The sequence below is a fragment of the Actinomadura sp. NPDC023710 genome (assembly GCF_040639875.1).
In the GTDB taxonomy this organism is placed as follows: Bacteria; Actinomycetota; Actinomycetes; order Streptosporangiales; family Streptosporangiaceae; genus Spirillospora; species Spirillospora citrea.
Window position 1 is genome coordinate 109,662 of record NZ_JBFAGB010000011.1, and the last position, 15,995, is coordinate 125,656.

Sequence of the window (15,995 nt, forward strand, 5' to 3'; positions counted from 1 at the left end):
CCTTTAAGACCGGCGTTCCGGAAAAATGGATGGGGGCGTTCGGCGTGTTCGGCCACACTTGGGGCGTGCTTCTGACGATCACCACGACGATGAGCCAGGCGACCGACCTGGGGTTCCTCCTGCACAAGCATCCCGACCGGGTGCAGCGCTTCGAGCAGTCCCACGGCACGGCGCACGTCTTCTACCCGGACGCGGAGGAGCAGCGCTGCACGGCGGCCCTGCTGCTGGACGTCGACCCGGTCCAGCTCGTGCGCACGCGCGGCAGAGGCACGCCCGACTTCTCTCTCGGCCAGTACGTGAACGACCGTCCGTACGCGGCGTCGTCGCTCCTGGCGTCGGCCATGGCGAACGTGTTCCGCACCGCCATGCGCGGACGCTGCGACCTGCGTCCCGAGCTGGTGGAGACGCCCGTCCCGCTGGAGATCGTCCTTCCCGCGCTCCCGTGCCGGGGCGGGCCCGGCCAGGCCGAGCGCTTCTTCGCGCCGCTCGGCTGGGACGTGTCGGCCGCGCCCGTGCCGCTCGACCCGGACTTCCCCGAGTGGGGCGACTCCCGGTACGTGACGCTCACGCTGACCGGGACGCTGCGGCTCGCGGACGCCCTCAACCAGCTGTACGTGCTGCTGCCGGTCCTGGACGACGCCAAGCACTACTGGCTGGCGCCCGACGAGGTCGACAAGCTGATCCGGGCGGGGGAGGGCTGGCTCGCCGCACACCCCGACCGCGGCGCCATCACGCGCCGGTACCTGGCCAACCGGCGCAGCCTCGTGCAGTCCGCGCTGGGCCGCCTCGCCGACGCCGAGGACGCGCCCGACGAGGAGCTCGACCCGGTGGAGGTCGAGGAGGAGGGGCCCGCCGCCGAGGAAGGCCAGGAGGAGGCGGCGCCCGAAGAGGCGTCCGTCCCGCTCGCGGAACTGCGTCTCCGGTCGGTGGTGCAGGCGCTGCACGACGAGGACGCCCGCCGGGTCATCGACCTCGGCTGCGGCTCGGGGAAGCTGCTGGCGCGGCTGGCCAAGGACGAGTTCTTCAGCGAGATCTCCGGGTCGGACGTGTCGTACCGGGCGCTCGGCCACGCTTCGCGGCGCCTGCGCCTGGACAAGCAGCCGCGCCGCGAGAACGACCGCGTCCAGGACGTCTTCCAGGGCGCGCTGACCTATGCCGACGAACGGTTCCGCGGGTACGAGGCGGCCGTGCTGATGGAGGTCATCGAGCACGTCGACCCGCCGCGCCTCGGCGCCGTCGAGCGGGTCGTGTTCGGCCACGCCTCGCCCCGCGTGGTGGTCGTCACGACCCCGAACGCCGAGCACAACGTCCGCTACGAGGGGCTGGCCCCCGGGGCGATGCGCCACCCCGACCACCGTTTCGAATGGACGCGGCCGGAGTTCCGCGCGTGGGCGGACCGGGTCGCCGCCGAGCACGGCTACCGCGTCCGCCACGTGCCCGTGGGCGACGACGACCCCGAGGTCGGCGCGCCGACGCAGATGGGAGTGTTCACCCGATGACCGAGATCAGGGTTCCCGAGATGGGCCTTGTCGTGCTCGTCGGCGTGTCCGGATCGGGCAAGTCGCATTTCGCGCGCAAGCATTTCAAGGCGACGCAGGTGGTGTCGTCGGACTTCTGCCGCGGGGTCGTGTCGGACGACGAGAACGACCAGGCGGCCACCGGCGACGCGTTCGACCTGCTGCACTACATCGTGGGCAAGCGCCTGCGGCGCGGCCTGCTGACCGTGGTGGACGCGACCAACGTGCAGAGCAAGGCGCGGGAGTCGCTGCGCCGGCTGGCCAAGGAGCACGACGTCCTGTCGGTCGCGATCGTGCTGGACGTCACCGAGGGCCTCGCCGCCGAGCGCAACGCCGGTCGTCCGGACCGGGACCTCGCCCCGCACGTCATCCCGCGCCAGCGCCGCGAGCTGAGGCGCAGCATGAAGTCGCTGGGCCGCGAGTTCCGGCGCGTCCACGTCCTGACCGGTCCCGACGAGATCGACGCCGCGACGATCCGGTACGAGAAGGCGTGGAACGACAGGCGCGAGCTGACCGGCCCGTTCGACGTCATCGGCGACGTGCACGGCTGCCGCGCGGAGCTGGAGGACCTCCTCGCCGACCTCGGCTACGAGATCCTCCGGGACGCGCGGGGACGCGCCGTCGGCGCGAACCACCCCGGCGGGCGGTCCGCCGTCTTCGTCGGCGACCTGGTCGACCGCGGGCCCGACTCGCCGGGCGTGCTGCGCCTGGTGATGGGGATGGTGGCCGCCGGCGACGCCCTGTGCGTCTCGGGCAACCACGAGGCCAAGCTCGTCCGCGCCCTGCGCGGGGGCAAGGTGCGCCTGGCGCACGGGCTCGCCGAGTCGATGGAGCAGCTCGCCGCCGAGGACGAGGGCTTCCGCGACGGCGCGCTGCGGTTCATGGACGGCCTCATCAGCCACTACGTCCTGGACGGCGGACGCCTGGTCGTGGCCCACGCCGGACTCAAGGAGGACTACCACGGCCGCGCGTCCGGACGGGTCCGCTCGTTCGCGCTCTACGGCGACACGACCGGGGAGACCGACGAGTACGGCCTGCCGGTGCGTTACCCGTGGGCGCGCGACTACCGGGGCAAGGCGATGGTCGTGTACGGCCACACGCCCGTCCCGGAGGCGGAATGGGTGAACAACACCATCTGCCTGGACACCGGCGCGGTGTTCGGCGGGAAGCTGACGGCGCTGCGGTATCCGGAGCGCGAGCTGGTGTCGGTTCCGGCGCGGCAGGTCTGGTACGAGCCGACGCGTCCGCTGGAGGCGCCGGCCGGGGGGAGCGCGGGCGGCCGCCGGGAGAACGACGTCCTCAACATCGGGGACGTCCTCGGGAACCAGGGCGTCGAGACCCGCCTGATGGGCCGCGTCTCGGTCCGGGAGGAGAACGCGCTGGCCGCGCTGGAGGTGATGAGCCGGTTCGCCGTGGACCCGCGCTGGCTCGTCTACCTGCCGCCCACCATGGCCCCCGCCGAGACGTCGTCCCTGCCGGGGTACCTGGAGCATCCGGCCGAGGCCCTCGCCGCGTACCGGGGCAAGGGCGTCCTGCGCGCGGTGTGCGAGGAGAAGCACATGGGCTCGCGCGCCGTGGCGGTCGTGTGCCGCGACGCCTCGGTGGCCGTGGAGCGCTTCGGCGTGGACGACGGGACGACCGGCGCCGTCTACACGCGCACCGGGCGCTCCTTCTTCCGCGACCCGTCCCGCACGGCCGAGGTCCTGGACCGGCTGCGCGCCGCCATCGGCGCGGCGGGACTCTGGGACGAACTGGACACCGGATGGCTCGTCCTCGACGGCGAGCTGCTGCCGTGGTCGGCGAAGGCGATGGACCTCATCCGCACCCAGTACGCGGCGACCGGCGCGGCGGCCCGCGCCGCCCTGCCCGTGGCGGCCGACGTGCTCGCGCGGGCGGACGGGCGGGGGCTCGACCTCGGCGGCCTGCGCGAGCGCATCGACCGGCGGGCCGCGAACGCGTTCCGCTTCCGCGACGCGTACGCGCGCTACTGCTGGACGGTGGACGGGCTGACCGGCGTGCGCTTCGCGCCGTTCCAGGTCCTCGCCGGGGAAGGGCGCTCCTGGGCGACCCTGCGCGACCACGAGTGGCACATGTCCGTGGCCGAGCGGCTCGCGGAGGGCGACGCGAGCGGGCTCGTCCAGCGGACGGGGTCGATGACCGTCGACCTGGGGTCGCCGGAGTCGGAGGCCGCGGCCACCGAGTGGTGGGAGAAGCTCACCGCGGCGGGCGGCGAAGGCATGGTCGTCAAGCCGCTGGGGCCGCTTCCGGAGGACGCCAAGGTCCAGCCCGGGATCAAGTGCCGCGGACCGGAATACCTGCGCATCATCTACGGGCCCGACTACCGCGAGCCGGAGCACCTCGACCGGCTGCGCCGCAGGTCGCTCGGGCGCAAGCGGTCCCTGGCGATGCGGGAGCACGCGCTCGGCACCGAGGCCCTCGACCGGCTCGCGGGCCGGGAGCCGCTGTGGCGCGTCCACCAGGCGGTCTTCGCCGTCCTGGCGCTGGAGTCCGAGCCGGTGGACCCGCGCCTCTGATCGGCCGCGCGCGCCACGGCCCGCCTCTCTCGGGGGCGGGCCGTGACCGCTCGGTCAGGTTGAGAAGAGCATGTGGAACACGCCGCCGCCGTGGTGCGGGCGGTGGTGACCGTGGTGATGGTGGTGGACCGACGCCCCCGGTGCTCCCCAGCCGGGCGCCGCGGCGGGCGGGGGCGCCGCCCGGTACTGCGACTCCATCTGGCCCAGGGCCTCAAGCTCGCCGTAGTCGAGGAAGATGCCCCGGCAGCTGTCACATTGCTCGATGTGGACGCCGCTGCGGGTGTAGGTCCGCATCACGCCACGACACTTAGGGCAGTGCATCGCCTTGTCGTCCTTCCGGTATGGATCCCCAGATAGAGGCTAAATGTAGGACAGGTTCGGCGCCACGTCATGCCGCGTTCCCCGCCGCGGATATTCTCACGCAGGCGTCGACCATCGCCTGCTCCGCACCGTCGAGTGGCCGATCCTTCCTCCCGGCGGATATGACGCACGTGGCCGCGATCTGGATCGCAAGACTTCGGGCGGGAACGTCCAGGGCCGTCCAGGGGTCGTCCTGCGCGGGCACGGCCGGGCCGCCGGCCTCCCTGTACGCGCCCAGGAAACGCTCCCAGTCCCGCGGTGGGAGGACCCCGGCGGAGTAGAGCGCCGCAGGCCGCGCGAGGTCCCATGCGGGGTCGCCCCTGCCGAGGTCCTCGATGTCGATGAGCCGCCATCGCCCGCCCGGCGCGCGGACCATCTGCCCCAGATGCCAGTCGCCGTGGATGAGGCGGCGGCTGCGTCCCGCGGGTTCGTCCTCCTCTCCGCGAATCCAGGCCGGGAGAGTGGTGAACGCGCGCCGCACCGCGTCCTCGGCGGGGCCGTCCTCCAAGCGGGAGACCAGGCGCGCCACCCGTGCCGGACGTCCCCACGACGGTGCGTCGGCCGGGACGGGTGCCGAGTGCAGGGCGGCCAGAAGCCGGGCGCCCTCCTCCCAGGGGAGTTCCTGGGCCGGATCCACGGGCTCACCGAACGTCGCGAGCGTGACCGTACGGCCGTCCACGGTGAGCGGGGGCCCCAGGGCGCCGATGACCAGATCGGGCAGCGCGCCCGCCAGCCGTATCCGTTCGAGGAAGGGGGCTCCGTGCTCCCGGTCTGCCTGGTGCGCCTTCACGACCACGTCGCCGACGCGGACGACGAGCACGCCGTGCCGGTCGTACAGGGTCTCAGGCGGTCCGTCCTGCGTGGCCCTTTGACGCCCGATCTGCGCGAGCCGCGTGAAGAGCCCTGGCTGGACGGTCTCGGTGTGCACCCGACCAGTCAACCACTCCGTGCCGGGCCCATCCGCTCCGCGGCCGAGGCGGCGAACTCGTCACGCAGCCGCTGCCGGAGGACTTTGCCCAGCATGTTCCGGGGCAGCTCCGTCCGGGGCAGGAACTCGGAGGGCACCTTGTAGTGCGACAGATAGCGTTCGCAGTGCCGGCGCAGCTCTTCCGCCGAGAACGGGTAGGCGGGATGTTCCACCACGTGGGCGATGATGCGCTCGCCGCGCCGGGCGTCGGGCACGCCGACCACGGCGCAGTCGTGCACGGCGGAATGGCGGCGCAGCACCTTCTCCACCTCGGACGGGGACACGGTGAAGCCGCTCACTTTGATCATGTCTCGCTGGCGGTCCACGATGGTGATGAAACCCTTCTCGTCCATCACCCCTATGTCCCCGGTGCGAAGCCATCCCTTCGACAGGGTCTGCGCGGTGGCGAGCGGCGCGTTCCAGTAGCCCGCGAACACCTGCGGCCCGCGCACGACGACCTCCCCCGTCCCGCCCGGCGGCAGGACCTTCGTCGGCTCGTCCTGGTCGACGATGACGGCGTCGGTCATGGGCAGCGGCAGCCCGACCGTCAGGTTCCGCGCCCCGCCGCCCAGCGGGTTCGCGGTGACGGCCGGGGACGCCTCGGTCAGCCCGTAGCAGTTGATCAGCCCCCTGGCCCCGACCTTGGCGAGCCGGTCGATCGTGCTCTGCGACAACCCCATCGCCCCGGAGATGAAGATGCGCAGCGAGCGCAGGTCGTCCGGCCGGAAGCGCGGGCTGTCGAGCACCTGCTCGTACAGTGTCGACACCCCGGGGAAGATGGTCGGCCGGTACTTGCGGATCGCGCGGACCACGCGGTCGCCGTCGTAGCGGGGGAGCAGGACCACCGCCCCGGCCGTCAGCACGGGCGCGACCAGGCAGCTCATCAGGCCGAACGAGTGGAACAGCGGCAGGACCGCCAGCGTCACCTCTTCGCCGGGGCGCCCGTCGAGGTCCCACGCCTGCTGCTGGTAGGCGTTCGCGACGAGATTGCGGTGCGTCAGCATCGCGCCCTTGGGACGTCCCTCCGTCCCGCCGGTGTACACGATGGCCGCCAGATGCCTCGACGGGTCCAGGGGCAGTTGGCTCACGCGCTGCCTGGGCGCCTTCTGCAACTCCTTGAACGGGACGACGCCGGGGTCGTGCGGCACGTCCGCGGTGATGGCGGCGCGCCGCCGCTGCATCTGCACGAGCGGGAGCCGCAGGGCGATCCGCCTGGTGGCCGGGAGGAAGTCGGCCAGGGACGTCACGATGACGTGCTCCAGCCCCAGCCGGGCCCGCAGGGCCTTCACCGTCTTGTAGGAACGATCCAGCACGACGGCCACGCGCGCGCCGCAGTCAGCGAGCTGCCGGTGCATCTCCTCCTCGGTGTAGAGGGGGTTGTGCTGGACCGCGATCGCGCCCCTGCGCAGCACGCCGAAGAACGCGATGACCTGCTGCGGGCAGTTCGGGAGGATCAGCGCCACCCGGTCGCCGGGCTGCACTCCCAGCCGGTGCAGGCCGTCGGCGAACCGGTCCACGGCCTCGCGCAGGTCGCGATAGCAGATCCGCCGGCCGAAGAAGATCAGCGCATGGTTGCGCGGGTACCGGTCCGCGGCGTCGTCGAGCAGGCGCGTGACGGGGACGTCCGGGATGTCGAGCTCCCGGGGAACGCCCGGCTGATACCACTGCCGCCCGGACGAGGAGCGCAGTGACGAGTGCCACATAACGCCCGATTGAATCATCTCCGGCACCTTCGCGCGGCGCGAAGAAACGCGAATCCGCACGGGCGCCCGGGTCCGGGCGGCTCAGCGCGTCCAGCCCTCCGAGCGCGTGACCGTGCGGGTCCCGGGGGCGGGCGGCTCCACCGCGCGGCCCTCGTAGGCGGTCGACAGGACGATGTGCGAGTTCATCTCGCCGTGCTCCCCGAGGCGTTCCAGGAGTCCCTCCAGATGCGGCATCGAGGCGACCCGCACCTTCAGCATCGAGCACCAGTTGCCGCTCAGCTTGTGGACCTCGGTGACCTCGGGCAGGTCCTCGGCGGTGGACGTCTTGAGCAGGCAGCGGCCGAGGGCGCACCGCATCTGCACGAAGGCCGTCAGCGGCTGGCCGACCCTGGCCGGATCGACGCGCGCCTGGTAGCCGGTGATCACACCGGACTCCTCGAGGCGCCGCACCCGCTCGGCGATCGCCGGGGGCGACAGGTTCACCAGGGCCGCGAGCCGGTTGAACGACAGGCGGCCGTCCCGCTGGAGCTCGGTGAGGATGCTCCAGTCCGTCTGATCCATCTGGAAAGTCCTTTCGCGATCCCGCTTTGCAAACTATAAGCGGAAAGGGGTGGATGCCAGGGATCATCCATTCCGATCGAGAATCGACGTTTCTAGCGTTAAGGCATGGAGAAACGATCCCGGCCGATGGCGGCCCTCTGCTCGGGCGTCGCCCTGATGAACGCGTCCATGGCGGTGGCGAGCGCGACCGCGACCCTCGTCGCCGCGGACCGGCTCGGCGCCGCGTGGGGAGGCGTGCCGAACACCGCCGGAATCGTCGGGACCGGCGCCGGCGCCCTGGCGCTGACCCGGTTCGTGCGGACGAGCCGGCGCCGCGCCTTCGCCCTCGGCTACACCGCCGCGGCGGCCGGCGCCTGTCTGGCCGCCCTGGCGGTCGCGAACGGCGACGTCGCGGGGCTGTGCCTCGGGATGCTGCTGCTCGGCCTCGGCAACGCGGGGGCCCAGCTCTCGCGGTACGCGGCGGCCGACCTGCACCCGGCGGGACGGCGCGGCTTCGCCATCGGCCTCGTGGTGTGGTGCGCGGCGGCCGGTGCGGTCGGCGGGCCGCTGCTGCTCGACCCGTCCGGCGCGGCGGCCGCGGACGCCGGCCTCCCCGCGTTCACCGGCCCGTTCCTGCTGGCCGTCCTGACCTGCGCGGTCGCCGCCGGCGCCGCGACCGGCGGGCCGGGCGGCCGGGCGGGGACGCAGGGCTCGCCGCCGCCGCTGCGCCGGCTGGCCCGGACCCAGGCCGCCCGCTCCGCGCTGGCGGTGATGGTCACGGCCCAGGTCGTGATGGTCGCCGTCATGACGGCCGCGCCGCTGGACATGCACCTGCACGGCCACGGCCTCGGGATGGTCGGCATGACGCTGTCCGCGCACACGCTCGGCATGTTCGCCCTCTCACCGCTGACGGGCCGGATGACCGACCGGTACGGCGCGCACCCGGTGATCCTCGCGGGCCTGGCCACCCTCGCCCTGTCCACGGCGCTCGCGGCGGTCGCGACCGGGTCGCCGGGGCGCGTCGCGGCGCTCTTCCTGCTCGGCTACGGCTGGAACCTGTGCTTCGTCGGCGGCAGCGCCCGCCTCGCCCGCGACCTGCCCGAGGCGGAACGCCCGCACGTCGAGGGGGCCGTCGACGCGGCCGTCTGGACGGTCGCCGCGGCCGCGAGCCTGCTGTCCACGGCCGTCCTGTCGGCGGGCGGGTACGCCGTGCTGGCCTGGGCGTCATGCGCCGGGGCCCTCGCCGTCGCGGCCGGCCAGGCCCGCCGCCGCGCGCCCGGGACGCGTCTGGAGCCCGCCGAGCGGGGGAGCGGACGGCCGTGACCGGGCTCAGATGCGGCCGGTGCCTCGGCAGACATTGCATCGCTCGTGGGTGGCGGTGCTGGTTCCGGTGCCGTTGCAACCGGGGCACGACCGCGTCGCCGGTTTGTTGTGCTTGCCCAAGTCCGCCACCCCCGGGGGTTCATCCTAAGGGCTCGGCGGTCGCATGCCGTGCCCGCTCATCAGTTCGCCGACAGGACGCTCCGGGTTCACCGGCCCGCGTCACCGCCCGCGCGGCCGGGACGCGGGCCCGACCCGCCCGCCGGCCGGAGAACGCCGCGGCGCGGTCGAGCCGAGTCGCGTTCGCCTTCTCCTCCGGCGCTTGTACGCTGTCCCTCACGCGCGCCGTCGTCCGGTCACGGTGCCCCGAGCAAGGAGATCGCGCAGGTTGGTGCCATTGCCGCTGACCACCGCGATCCGTCCCTACGACTGGGGGTCGCGGACCGCCCTGGCCGAGCTGCTCGGCGTCGAGCCGACCGGGCGCCCGCAGGCCGAGCTGTGGGCGGGCGCACACCCCGGCGCCCCCTCCCGCGTCCACGGGACGCCCCTCGGCGTCCTCATCGACCGCGACCCGATCGGGATGCTCGGCGCCCCGTGCGTGGACCGGTTCGGGCCGACGCTGCCCTACCTGCTCAAGGTGCTGGCCGTCGAGAAGCCGCTGTCGCTCCAGGTGCATCCGACCATGGCGCAGGCCGAGGCCGGGTTCGCCCGCGAGGAGGCGCAGGGCATCCCCGTCGACGACCCCGCCCGCACGTACAAGGACCCCTTCCACAAGCCCGAGATGGTCTGCGCCCTCACCGAGTTCCACGGCCTGTGCGGCTTCCGCGACCCCGCCGAGACCGCCGGCCTGCTCGAAAGCCTGAAGGTCCCCGAACTGGACCCGTGGATCGGAACGCTCCGCGGCGAGCCGCCCGCCGAGGCACTGCGGACCGTCCTCACCCAGATGCTGGACGAGGGCTCCCGGCCCCTCCAGGCCGCGGTCGAACCGGCCCTGACCGGCGTCTACGCCGACATCGCCCGCGCCCACCCCGGCGACCCCGGGGTCCTCGCCGCGCTCCTGCTCGACCATGTCGAGCTCAAGCCCGGCCAGGCCCTCTTCCTGGACGCCGGAGTGCCCCACTCCTACCTGGGCGGCCTCGCGATCGAGGTCATGGCGAACTCCGACAACGTCGTGCGCTGCGGGCTCACCGCCAAGCACATCGACGTCCCCGAGCTGATGCGCGTCGTCGAGTTCGTCCCGTCCAGGCCCCACCGCGTGGAGCCCACGGCGGACTGCCGGTACCGCACGGCCGCCGAGGAGTTCACCCTCGTCCGCCACGACCTCGCGGAGGTCCCCGAGGACCTGCCCGCCGGCCTTCCGCAGACGCTCCTCTGCCTGGAGGGCGAGGCCCGCCTCACCGCGGAGCCGCCCCTGACGCTCGCCCGAGGCGAAGCCGCCTTCGTCCCCGCCGGCTCCCCGGCCACCCGCCTCACCGGACACGGCACGCTCTACCGCGTGCTCCCGGGGATCGGGTCATGACCGTCCTCGCCCTCGACATCGGCGGCACCAAGTTCGCCGTCGCCCGCGTCGGCGCCGCCGGTGAGCTGCTCGACCGCGCCGAGCACCCCGTCGGCCAGGCGCCCACCGCCACCCTGCGCGGCCTCGTCGCCGACTTCGCCGGGCCCGGCCTGACCGGCGTCGGCATCGGCTCGGCCGGCCCGATCGACGCGGCCGCCGGCACCGTCAGCCCGATCAACATCCCCCGCTGGCGCGGCTACCGCCTCGTCGCCGCCGTCCAGCGCCTCGTCCCCGGGCTTCCCGTCACCCTCGCGGGCGACGCCCAGTGCATGGCGCTCGGCGAGTGGTGGCGCGGCGGCCACGGCTGCGGGTCCCTGCTCGGCGTCGTGGTGTCGACCGGCGTCGGAGGCGGCCTCGTCATCGACGGCCGCCCCTGGACGGGACGCACCGGCAACGCGGGCCACATCGGCCACGTCATCGTCGACCTCGACGGCGAGGCCTGCGTCTGCGGCGCCCGCGGCTGCCTGGAGACGATCGCCGGCGGCCCCAGCATGGTCCGCTGGGCGCTCGCCCAGGGCTGGACGCTCGCCCCCGCGACGGGCCGCCCCGACGCCCGTGCCCTGGCCGCCGCCGCCCGCGCCGGCGCCCCCATCCCGCTCGCGGCCTTCCAGCGCGCCGCCGGCGCCCTCGCCACCGCGATCGTCAACACCGCCTCCGTCCTCGACGTCCGCGACGTCGTCATCGGCGGCGGTGTGGCGGCCGCGGGCGATCTGCTCCTCGACCCCCTGCGCGCCGCGATCGCCGCCCGCGCCGGCATGCCGCACCTGCGCGACCTGCGCGTGTCCTCCACGACCCTGGAACGCGACGCCGGCCTCTACGGCGCCGCCGCCCTCGCCCTCCTCGCCTCCGGCGCACCTCTGCGCCCCGTCCCCTGAAGCAGAGCCTCAACGCTTCCTTAAAGACGCCATAAGGAGGGCGGCGGGGCGGGAGAAGGGTGCCAAATTCGTCGTGTGGCACTGCGAATGGGCAAAGACACCGGTTCGTTCGCCCCCGGTTCGCCGGGGGAGCGGATGCGCCCCGCGGTGGTCGCCCGGGCCTTCCAGGGGCTGCCGCCCGCGCACCGCGAGATCCTCACCGAGACGGTCTTCCGGGACCGATCGGTCAACGAGGCCGCCGCCTCGCTGGGGGTGCCGGTCGACGTGGTCAAGGTCCGCGTCTACCAGGCGCTCCGGGCGCTCAGCGCGGCCGTGGAGGCGCCGCGGACGTACGCCTGACGCCCGCGAGCGCGCGGACGACCGCGGCGAAAGGCCTCGACGAGCGGGCCTCCGTCCGCCCAGGCGAGCGCGACGCGCAGCGGCTCCACGTCCGTGAGCGGCACCCAGGACAGTCCGGGGCGCGCGTAGTACAGCGCCATGCTGGACGGCGCGAAGCAGATGGCCGTGCCCTCGGCGACCTGTTCGAGCATCTCCTCGACGTTGTCGTTGGTGGGGCCCCAGCGCGGGGCGGACCCGTCCGGCCTGGGGTTGACCGCCCACCAGTCCACCCACTCGCGGGGTGCGCGCTCGGTCCACATGAGGGGCTCGTCCTTGACGTCCATGATGGACACGCCCTCGGCGGAGGCGAGCGGATGGCCCGCCGGGAGGCCCACGACGCGCGGCTCGGTGTGGACGATCTCAGAGTGGAGGCCGCCGAGGTCGGCCGGCAGCCACACGAACGCCACGTCCACCTGCCCGGTGCGGAGCGCGGCGGTCTCGCCGCCCCAGTCGAAGCGCTTGGGCTCGACGCGGACGCCGGGGTGGGCGCCGGCGAACTCGGCGCGGGCCCGGGTCGTCAGCTCGCCCGCGCCGCTGGCCTCGAACCCGACGCGCAGGACGCCGGTCTGCCCGCGCCGGTGCCGCTCGGCCGCGGCGGCGACGCGGTCGGCCTGCCGGACGGTGCGGCGCGCCTCGGCGATCACGTCGCGGCCGGCCGGGGTGGGGGTCACGCCGCCCGGGTGCCGGTCGAACAGCCGGACGCCGAGCTCGGCTTCGAGCCTGCGCAGCGCGTAGGAGAGCGCGGGCTGGCTGACGTAGAGGGCCTCGGCGGCCCGGCCGAGATTGCCCGCGTCCGCGATCGCGGCAAGGTAGCGCAGCTGGCGCAGCTCCATACGGGGATCATAAACGCTCTTTATCGACCGGAAGGATCTCTGTCTTGGACGGCGCGGCCGGTGGTCTGCGATAACTACGGGCATGACGAACACCACTGAGCACGGACGGGTCTGGCTGATCACCGGGGCGAACTCGGGTTTCGGGAGGGCGATCGCGGAGGCGGCGCTGGCCGCCGGGGACACGGTCGTCGCGGCGGCGCGCCGCCCGGAGGCGCTGGACGATCTGGTGGCGCGCCACCCGGGCCGGGTCAGCGCGGTCGAGCTGGACGTCACCGACCAGTCGAGGGTCGCGGACGTGGTCGCGGACGCGGTCCTGTGGCACGGACGGATCGACGTGCTGGTCAACAACGCCGGGCGCGGCGTCGTCGGCGCCGTGGAGGAGACCACCGACCGCGAGTTGCGCGAGCTGATGGATCTGCACTTCTTCGGCCCGGTGGCGCTGACCCGGGCGGTGCTGCCGCACATGCGCCGCCAGGGGAGCGGCGCCGTCGTGCAGATGTCGAGCATGGGCGGCCGGTTCTCCTTCCCCGGCGTGGGCGCCTACTCGGCGACCAAGTTCGCCCTGGAGGGCCTGTCGGAGGCGCTGGCGCAGGAGGTCGCACCGTTCGGGATCAAGGTCCTGGTGGTCGAGCCGGGCGCGTTCCGGACGTCGTTCGCCGGCGGCGGACTGCACCAGGCGGCCGCGATGCCGGAGTACGCCGGCAGCGTCGGGCCGGTCCGGGCGAACCTGCCGGGCAGCGACGGCAAGCAGCCGGGCGATCCGGCCAGGGCCGCCGCGGCGATCCTGAAGGCACTGGACGCCGACGACACGCCGCTCCGGCTGCCGCTGGGCAACGACGCCGCGGACGCCGTCGACGCCGCCCTCGCCGGAGCGCGGAAGGAGTTCGCGGCCTGGGAGCCGACCTCCCGGAGCACTGATTTCGAGGAATGAGGCGATAAATGGGTTGCCGGGGCGGAACCGCCCCGGCACCATGGACGTCGTAGGTGAGAACGCCGGAAAGACGGGATCGGAAAGGGGAGCCGCCATGCGACGTCATCGAATGCGCAGCAGCCATTCCGGTCTCGGGAGCCGCCGACGGACGTGACTCGCACGTCCTGAAGCCGACCGCCCGAAGACCACGGGCGGTCTTTTTCGTTTCCGGAGGGTTGGCCGAGCGGAAAGGCAGCGGCTTGCTAAGCCGTCGTCAGGGTCACCCCTGCGCGAGTTCGAGTCTCGCACCCTCCGCGCTGAGCAGGGACGCTGGTGCGTCCGGCGGTCTCATAAACCGCAGCAGGCAGGTTCGATTCCTGCGCTCAGCACGCAAGAACACGTCTCCGTGGCGCAGTGGAGAGCGCGCCGGGTTGCGGACCCGGAGGTCGCAGGTTCGATTCCTGCCGGAGATACGGCTTTCGTGGTGTAGTGGTCTGCACACCAGGTTGTGGTCCTGGTGGTGTCGGTTCGATCCCGACCGAGAGCCCTGTGAACTTTGTCCGGCCGTGACCGGCAGATATTGCTCAGGTGCTGGTATCCGGTTGCGTTGCGTTTGATCGAACCTGGAAAAACCTTCCGCATGTGCTGTTCCTCCCCGCGGGCGTTGCGGTTCCGCGCTGTCGGCCTGAGCCTGTTCGCCGCATTGGTGCTGACCGTCCACGGCGGTCCCGCCCGGGCCGCCTCGGGCCCCGCGCCCTACCTCGACCCGCGGTTGTCGGTGGAGGACCGCGTCGACGACCTGCTCGACCGGATGAGCCTCGCCGACAAGCTCGGCCAGATGACGCAGCCGGAGCGGCGGTACGTGACGCCGGAGGACGTCACCCGGTACCGGATCGGATCGGTGCTGTCGAGCGGAGGGTCGGCGCCCAGCCCGAACACGCCGGAGAGCTGGGCGGACATGTACGACGGTCTCCAGCGGGCCGCGCTCGCCGCGCCGCTGCGCGTCCCGATGATGTACGGGGTGGACGCGGTGCACGGTCACGGCAACGTGGTCGGTGCGACGATCTTCCCGCACGACATCGGGCTCGGCGCGGCCCGCGACCCGGCCCTCGTCCGCGGGATCGGCGCGGTGACCGCGGCGGAGATGACGGGGACGGGAGTGGACTGGAACTTCGCGCCCTGCCTGTGCGTGGCCCGCGACGACCGCTGGGGCCGGACGTACGAGTCGTTCGGCGAGGTGCCCGAGCTGCCCGCGACCATGACGACGCTCATCGACGGCCTGCAGGGGGACGAGCTGGGCGGCCCCACGTCCGTCCTGGCCACGGCGAAGCACTACCTCGGGGACGGCGGCACGGAGCGCGGCGACGACCGCGGCGACACCAAGGTCTCGGAGAAGGAGCTGCGCGCGGTCCACCTGCCGCCGTTCCGGGAGGCCGTGAGGCGCGGCGTCGGCGCGGTGATGGTCTCCTACAGCTCGTGGAACGGGCTGAAGATGCATCAGAACACCTACCTGATCAGCGACGTCCTCAAGCGTGAGCTGGGCTTCACCGGCTTCGTCGTGTCCGACTACAACGGCATCGACCAGATCGACGGCGAGCGGGGGTTCACCAAGGACGAGGTCGCTGCCGCGGTCAACGCCGGGATCGACATGGTCATGGTGCCGACCGAGTGGCGCCGGTTCATCGACCACCTGCGCGACGCGGTGAAGGACGGCGCCGTCCCGATGTCCCGCGTCGACGACGCGAACCGCCGCATCCTGACCAGGAAGTTCCAGCTGGGCCTGTTCGAGCGGCCGATGGCCGACCGCACGTACCTGAGGACGGTCGGGAGCGCCGAGCACCGCGCGCTCGCCCGGCGCGCGGCCGCCGAGTCGCAGGTGCTGCTGAAGAACGCGGACGGCGTCCTGCCGCTGGACGGCGACGACAAGGTCTTCGTCGCGGGCCGCAGCGCCGACGACATCGGCATGCAGTCCGGCGGGTGGACGATCAGCTGGCAGGGCGCGCCGGGGCCGACCACGAAGGGCACCACGATCCTGCAGGGCATCCGCAAGGCCGCGGAGCCGTCCGCGACCGTCACCTACGACAGGGACGGGACGGGCATCGACAGGTCCTACGACGCGGCGATCGCGGTCGTCGGCGAGAAGCCGTACGCCGAGTACCACGGCGACCTCACCGGTGACATGGGCCTCGACGAGGCCGACCTGAAGACCATCGAGCGGCTGCGGGCGTCCCGGGTCCCGGTGGTGGTGGTGCTGGTGTCGGGACGGCCGCTGGACATCGCCTCGGAGCTGCCCAGGTGGAGCGCGCTCGTTGAGGCGTGGCTGCCGGGCAGCGAGGGGGCGGGCGTCGCCGACGTCCTGTACGGGGCCGCCGCCCCCACCGGCAGGCTCCCGGTGACGTGGATGCGCTCGGCCTCCCAGCAGCCCATCAACAGGGGTGACGGCAAGAAGCCGCTGTTCCCCTTCGGATACGGCCTCACCTACGAGTGAGCGGCCTCCCGG

Annotated in this window: 13 protein-coding genes and 4 tRNA genes; 12 read left to right on the forward strand and 5 right to left on the reverse strand. The window is 73.2% G+C overall.

The genetic code is table 11. The features are described from left to right. Positions 1-65: 65 nt before the first annotated feature. Together AB0H37_RS15010 and AB0H37_RS15015 are read left to right on the forward strand one after the other, a co-directional pair. Entirely contained in the window at positions 66-1,499 is a 1,434-nt protein-coding gene (locus AB0H37_RS15010) for a 3' terminal RNA ribose 2'-O-methyltransferase Hen1 (protein ID WP_360613091.1), read from the forward strand. After that, entirely contained in the window at positions 1,496-4,051 is a 2,556-nt protein-coding gene (locus tag AB0H37_RS15015; protein ID WP_360613093.1) for a polynucleotide kinase-phosphatase, read from the forward strand. The genes AB0H37_RS15010 and AB0H37_RS15015 overlap by 4 nt, the downstream gene beginning before the upstream one ends. A gap of 54 nt (positions 4,052-4,105) precedes the next feature. Here AB0H37_RS15015 and AB0H37_RS15020 read toward each other — a convergent pair whose 3' ends face one another. The 4 genes from AB0H37_RS15020 to AB0H37_RS15035 all read right to left on the reverse strand — a co-directional run bounded on the left by AB0H37_RS15020 (position 4,106) and on the right by AB0H37_RS15035 (position 7,642). Further along, positions 4,106-4,372, reverse strand: a complete 267-nt coding sequence (locus tag AB0H37_RS15020) for a zf-TFIIB domain-containing protein (protein ID WP_179836353.1) — start codon at positions 4,370-4,372, stop codon at positions 4,106-4,108. A 67-nt stretch (positions 4,373-4,439) separates the two neighbouring features. Continuing rightward, positions 4,440-5,339: an aminoglycoside phosphotransferase family protein gene (locus AB0H37_RS15025; protein WP_360613095.1), complete on the reverse strand. Its 900-nt coding sequence runs from the start codon at positions 5,337-5,339 to the stop codon at positions 4,440-4,442. Positions 5,340-5,347: 8 nt separating this feature from the next. After that, positions 5,348-7,081 (reverse strand): AMP-binding protein, encoded by a 1,734-nt coding sequence (locus AB0H37_RS15030; RefSeq protein ID WP_329087941.1) that lies wholly within the window; start codon positions 7,079-7,081, stop codon positions 5,348-5,350. An 81-nt stretch (positions 7,082-7,162) separates the two neighbouring features. After that, complete coding sequence (locus AB0H37_RS15035) at positions 7,163-7,642, reverse strand: Lrp/AsnC family transcriptional regulator (protein WP_360613098.1); 480 nt, start codon at positions 7,640-7,642, stop codon at positions 7,163-7,165. Positions 7,643-7,747: 105 nt separating this feature from the next. Here AB0H37_RS15035 and AB0H37_RS15040 point away from each other — a divergent pair, with 105 nt between their 5' ends. From AB0H37_RS15040 to AB0H37_RS15055, 4 genes are all read left to right on the forward strand, one after another. After that, on the forward strand, positions 7,748-8,944 hold the full coding sequence (locus AB0H37_RS15040; protein WP_329087943.1) for an MFS transporter: 1,197 nt from the start codon (positions 7,748-7,750) through the stop codon (positions 8,942-8,944). A 388-nt stretch (positions 8,945-9,332) separates the two neighbouring features. Then, positions 9,333-10,460, forward strand: coding sequence for a mannose-6-phosphate isomerase, class I (manA, locus tag AB0H37_RS15045; RefSeq protein WP_360613099.1), 1,128 nt, complete (start codon positions 9,333-9,335; stop codon positions 10,458-10,460). Next, entirely contained in the window at positions 10,457-11,374 is a 918-nt protein-coding gene (locus AB0H37_RS15050; RefSeq protein WP_360613101.1) for an ROK family protein, read from the forward strand. Before manA ends, AB0H37_RS15050 begins: the two co-directional genes overlap by 4 nt. A gap of 75 nt (positions 11,375-11,449) precedes the next feature. Beyond that, on the forward strand, positions 11,450-11,713 hold the full coding sequence (locus AB0H37_RS15055; RefSeq protein ID WP_229810124.1) for a sigma factor-like helix-turn-helix DNA-binding protein: 264 nt from the start codon (positions 11,450-11,452) through the stop codon (positions 11,711-11,713). Here AB0H37_RS15055 and AB0H37_RS15060 read toward each other — a convergent pair. Next, on the reverse strand, positions 11,656-12,585 hold the full coding sequence (locus AB0H37_RS15060) for a LysR family transcriptional regulator (RefSeq protein WP_360613103.1): 930 nt from the start codon (positions 12,583-12,585) through the stop codon (positions 11,656-11,658). The genes AB0H37_RS15055 and AB0H37_RS15060 overlap by 58 nt on opposite strands. 82 nt (positions 12,586-12,667) lie before the next feature. On the opposite strand from AB0H37_RS15060, the gene AB0H37_RS15065 reads away from it, so the two are divergent. From AB0H37_RS15065 to AB0H37_RS15090, 6 genes are all read left to right on the forward strand, one after another. After that, on the forward strand, positions 12,668-13,516 hold the full coding sequence (locus AB0H37_RS15065; RefSeq protein WP_329087950.1) for an oxidoreductase: 849 nt from the start codon (positions 12,668-12,670) through the stop codon (positions 13,514-13,516). A 209-nt stretch (positions 13,517-13,725) separates the two neighbouring features. After that, positions 13,726-13,810, forward strand: a tRNA-Ser gene (locus AB0H37_RS15070). Position 13,811: 1 nt separating this feature from the next. Beyond that, positions 13,812-13,884: transfer RNA gene (locus AB0H37_RS15075), tRNA-Met, on the forward strand. A gap of 11 nt (positions 13,885-13,895) precedes the next feature. Then, positions 13,896-13,968, forward strand: a tRNA-Arg gene (locus AB0H37_RS15080). 2 nt (positions 13,969-13,970) lie between these two features. Then, positions 13,971-14,042, forward strand: a tRNA-His gene (locus AB0H37_RS15085). A 93-nt stretch (positions 14,043-14,135) separates the two neighbouring features. Then, on the forward strand, positions 14,136-15,983 hold the full coding sequence (locus AB0H37_RS15090; RefSeq protein ID WP_360613105.1) for a glycoside hydrolase family 3 protein: 1,848 nt from the start codon (positions 14,136-14,138) through the stop codon (positions 15,981-15,983). Positions 15,984-15,995: the final 12 nt, after the last annotated feature.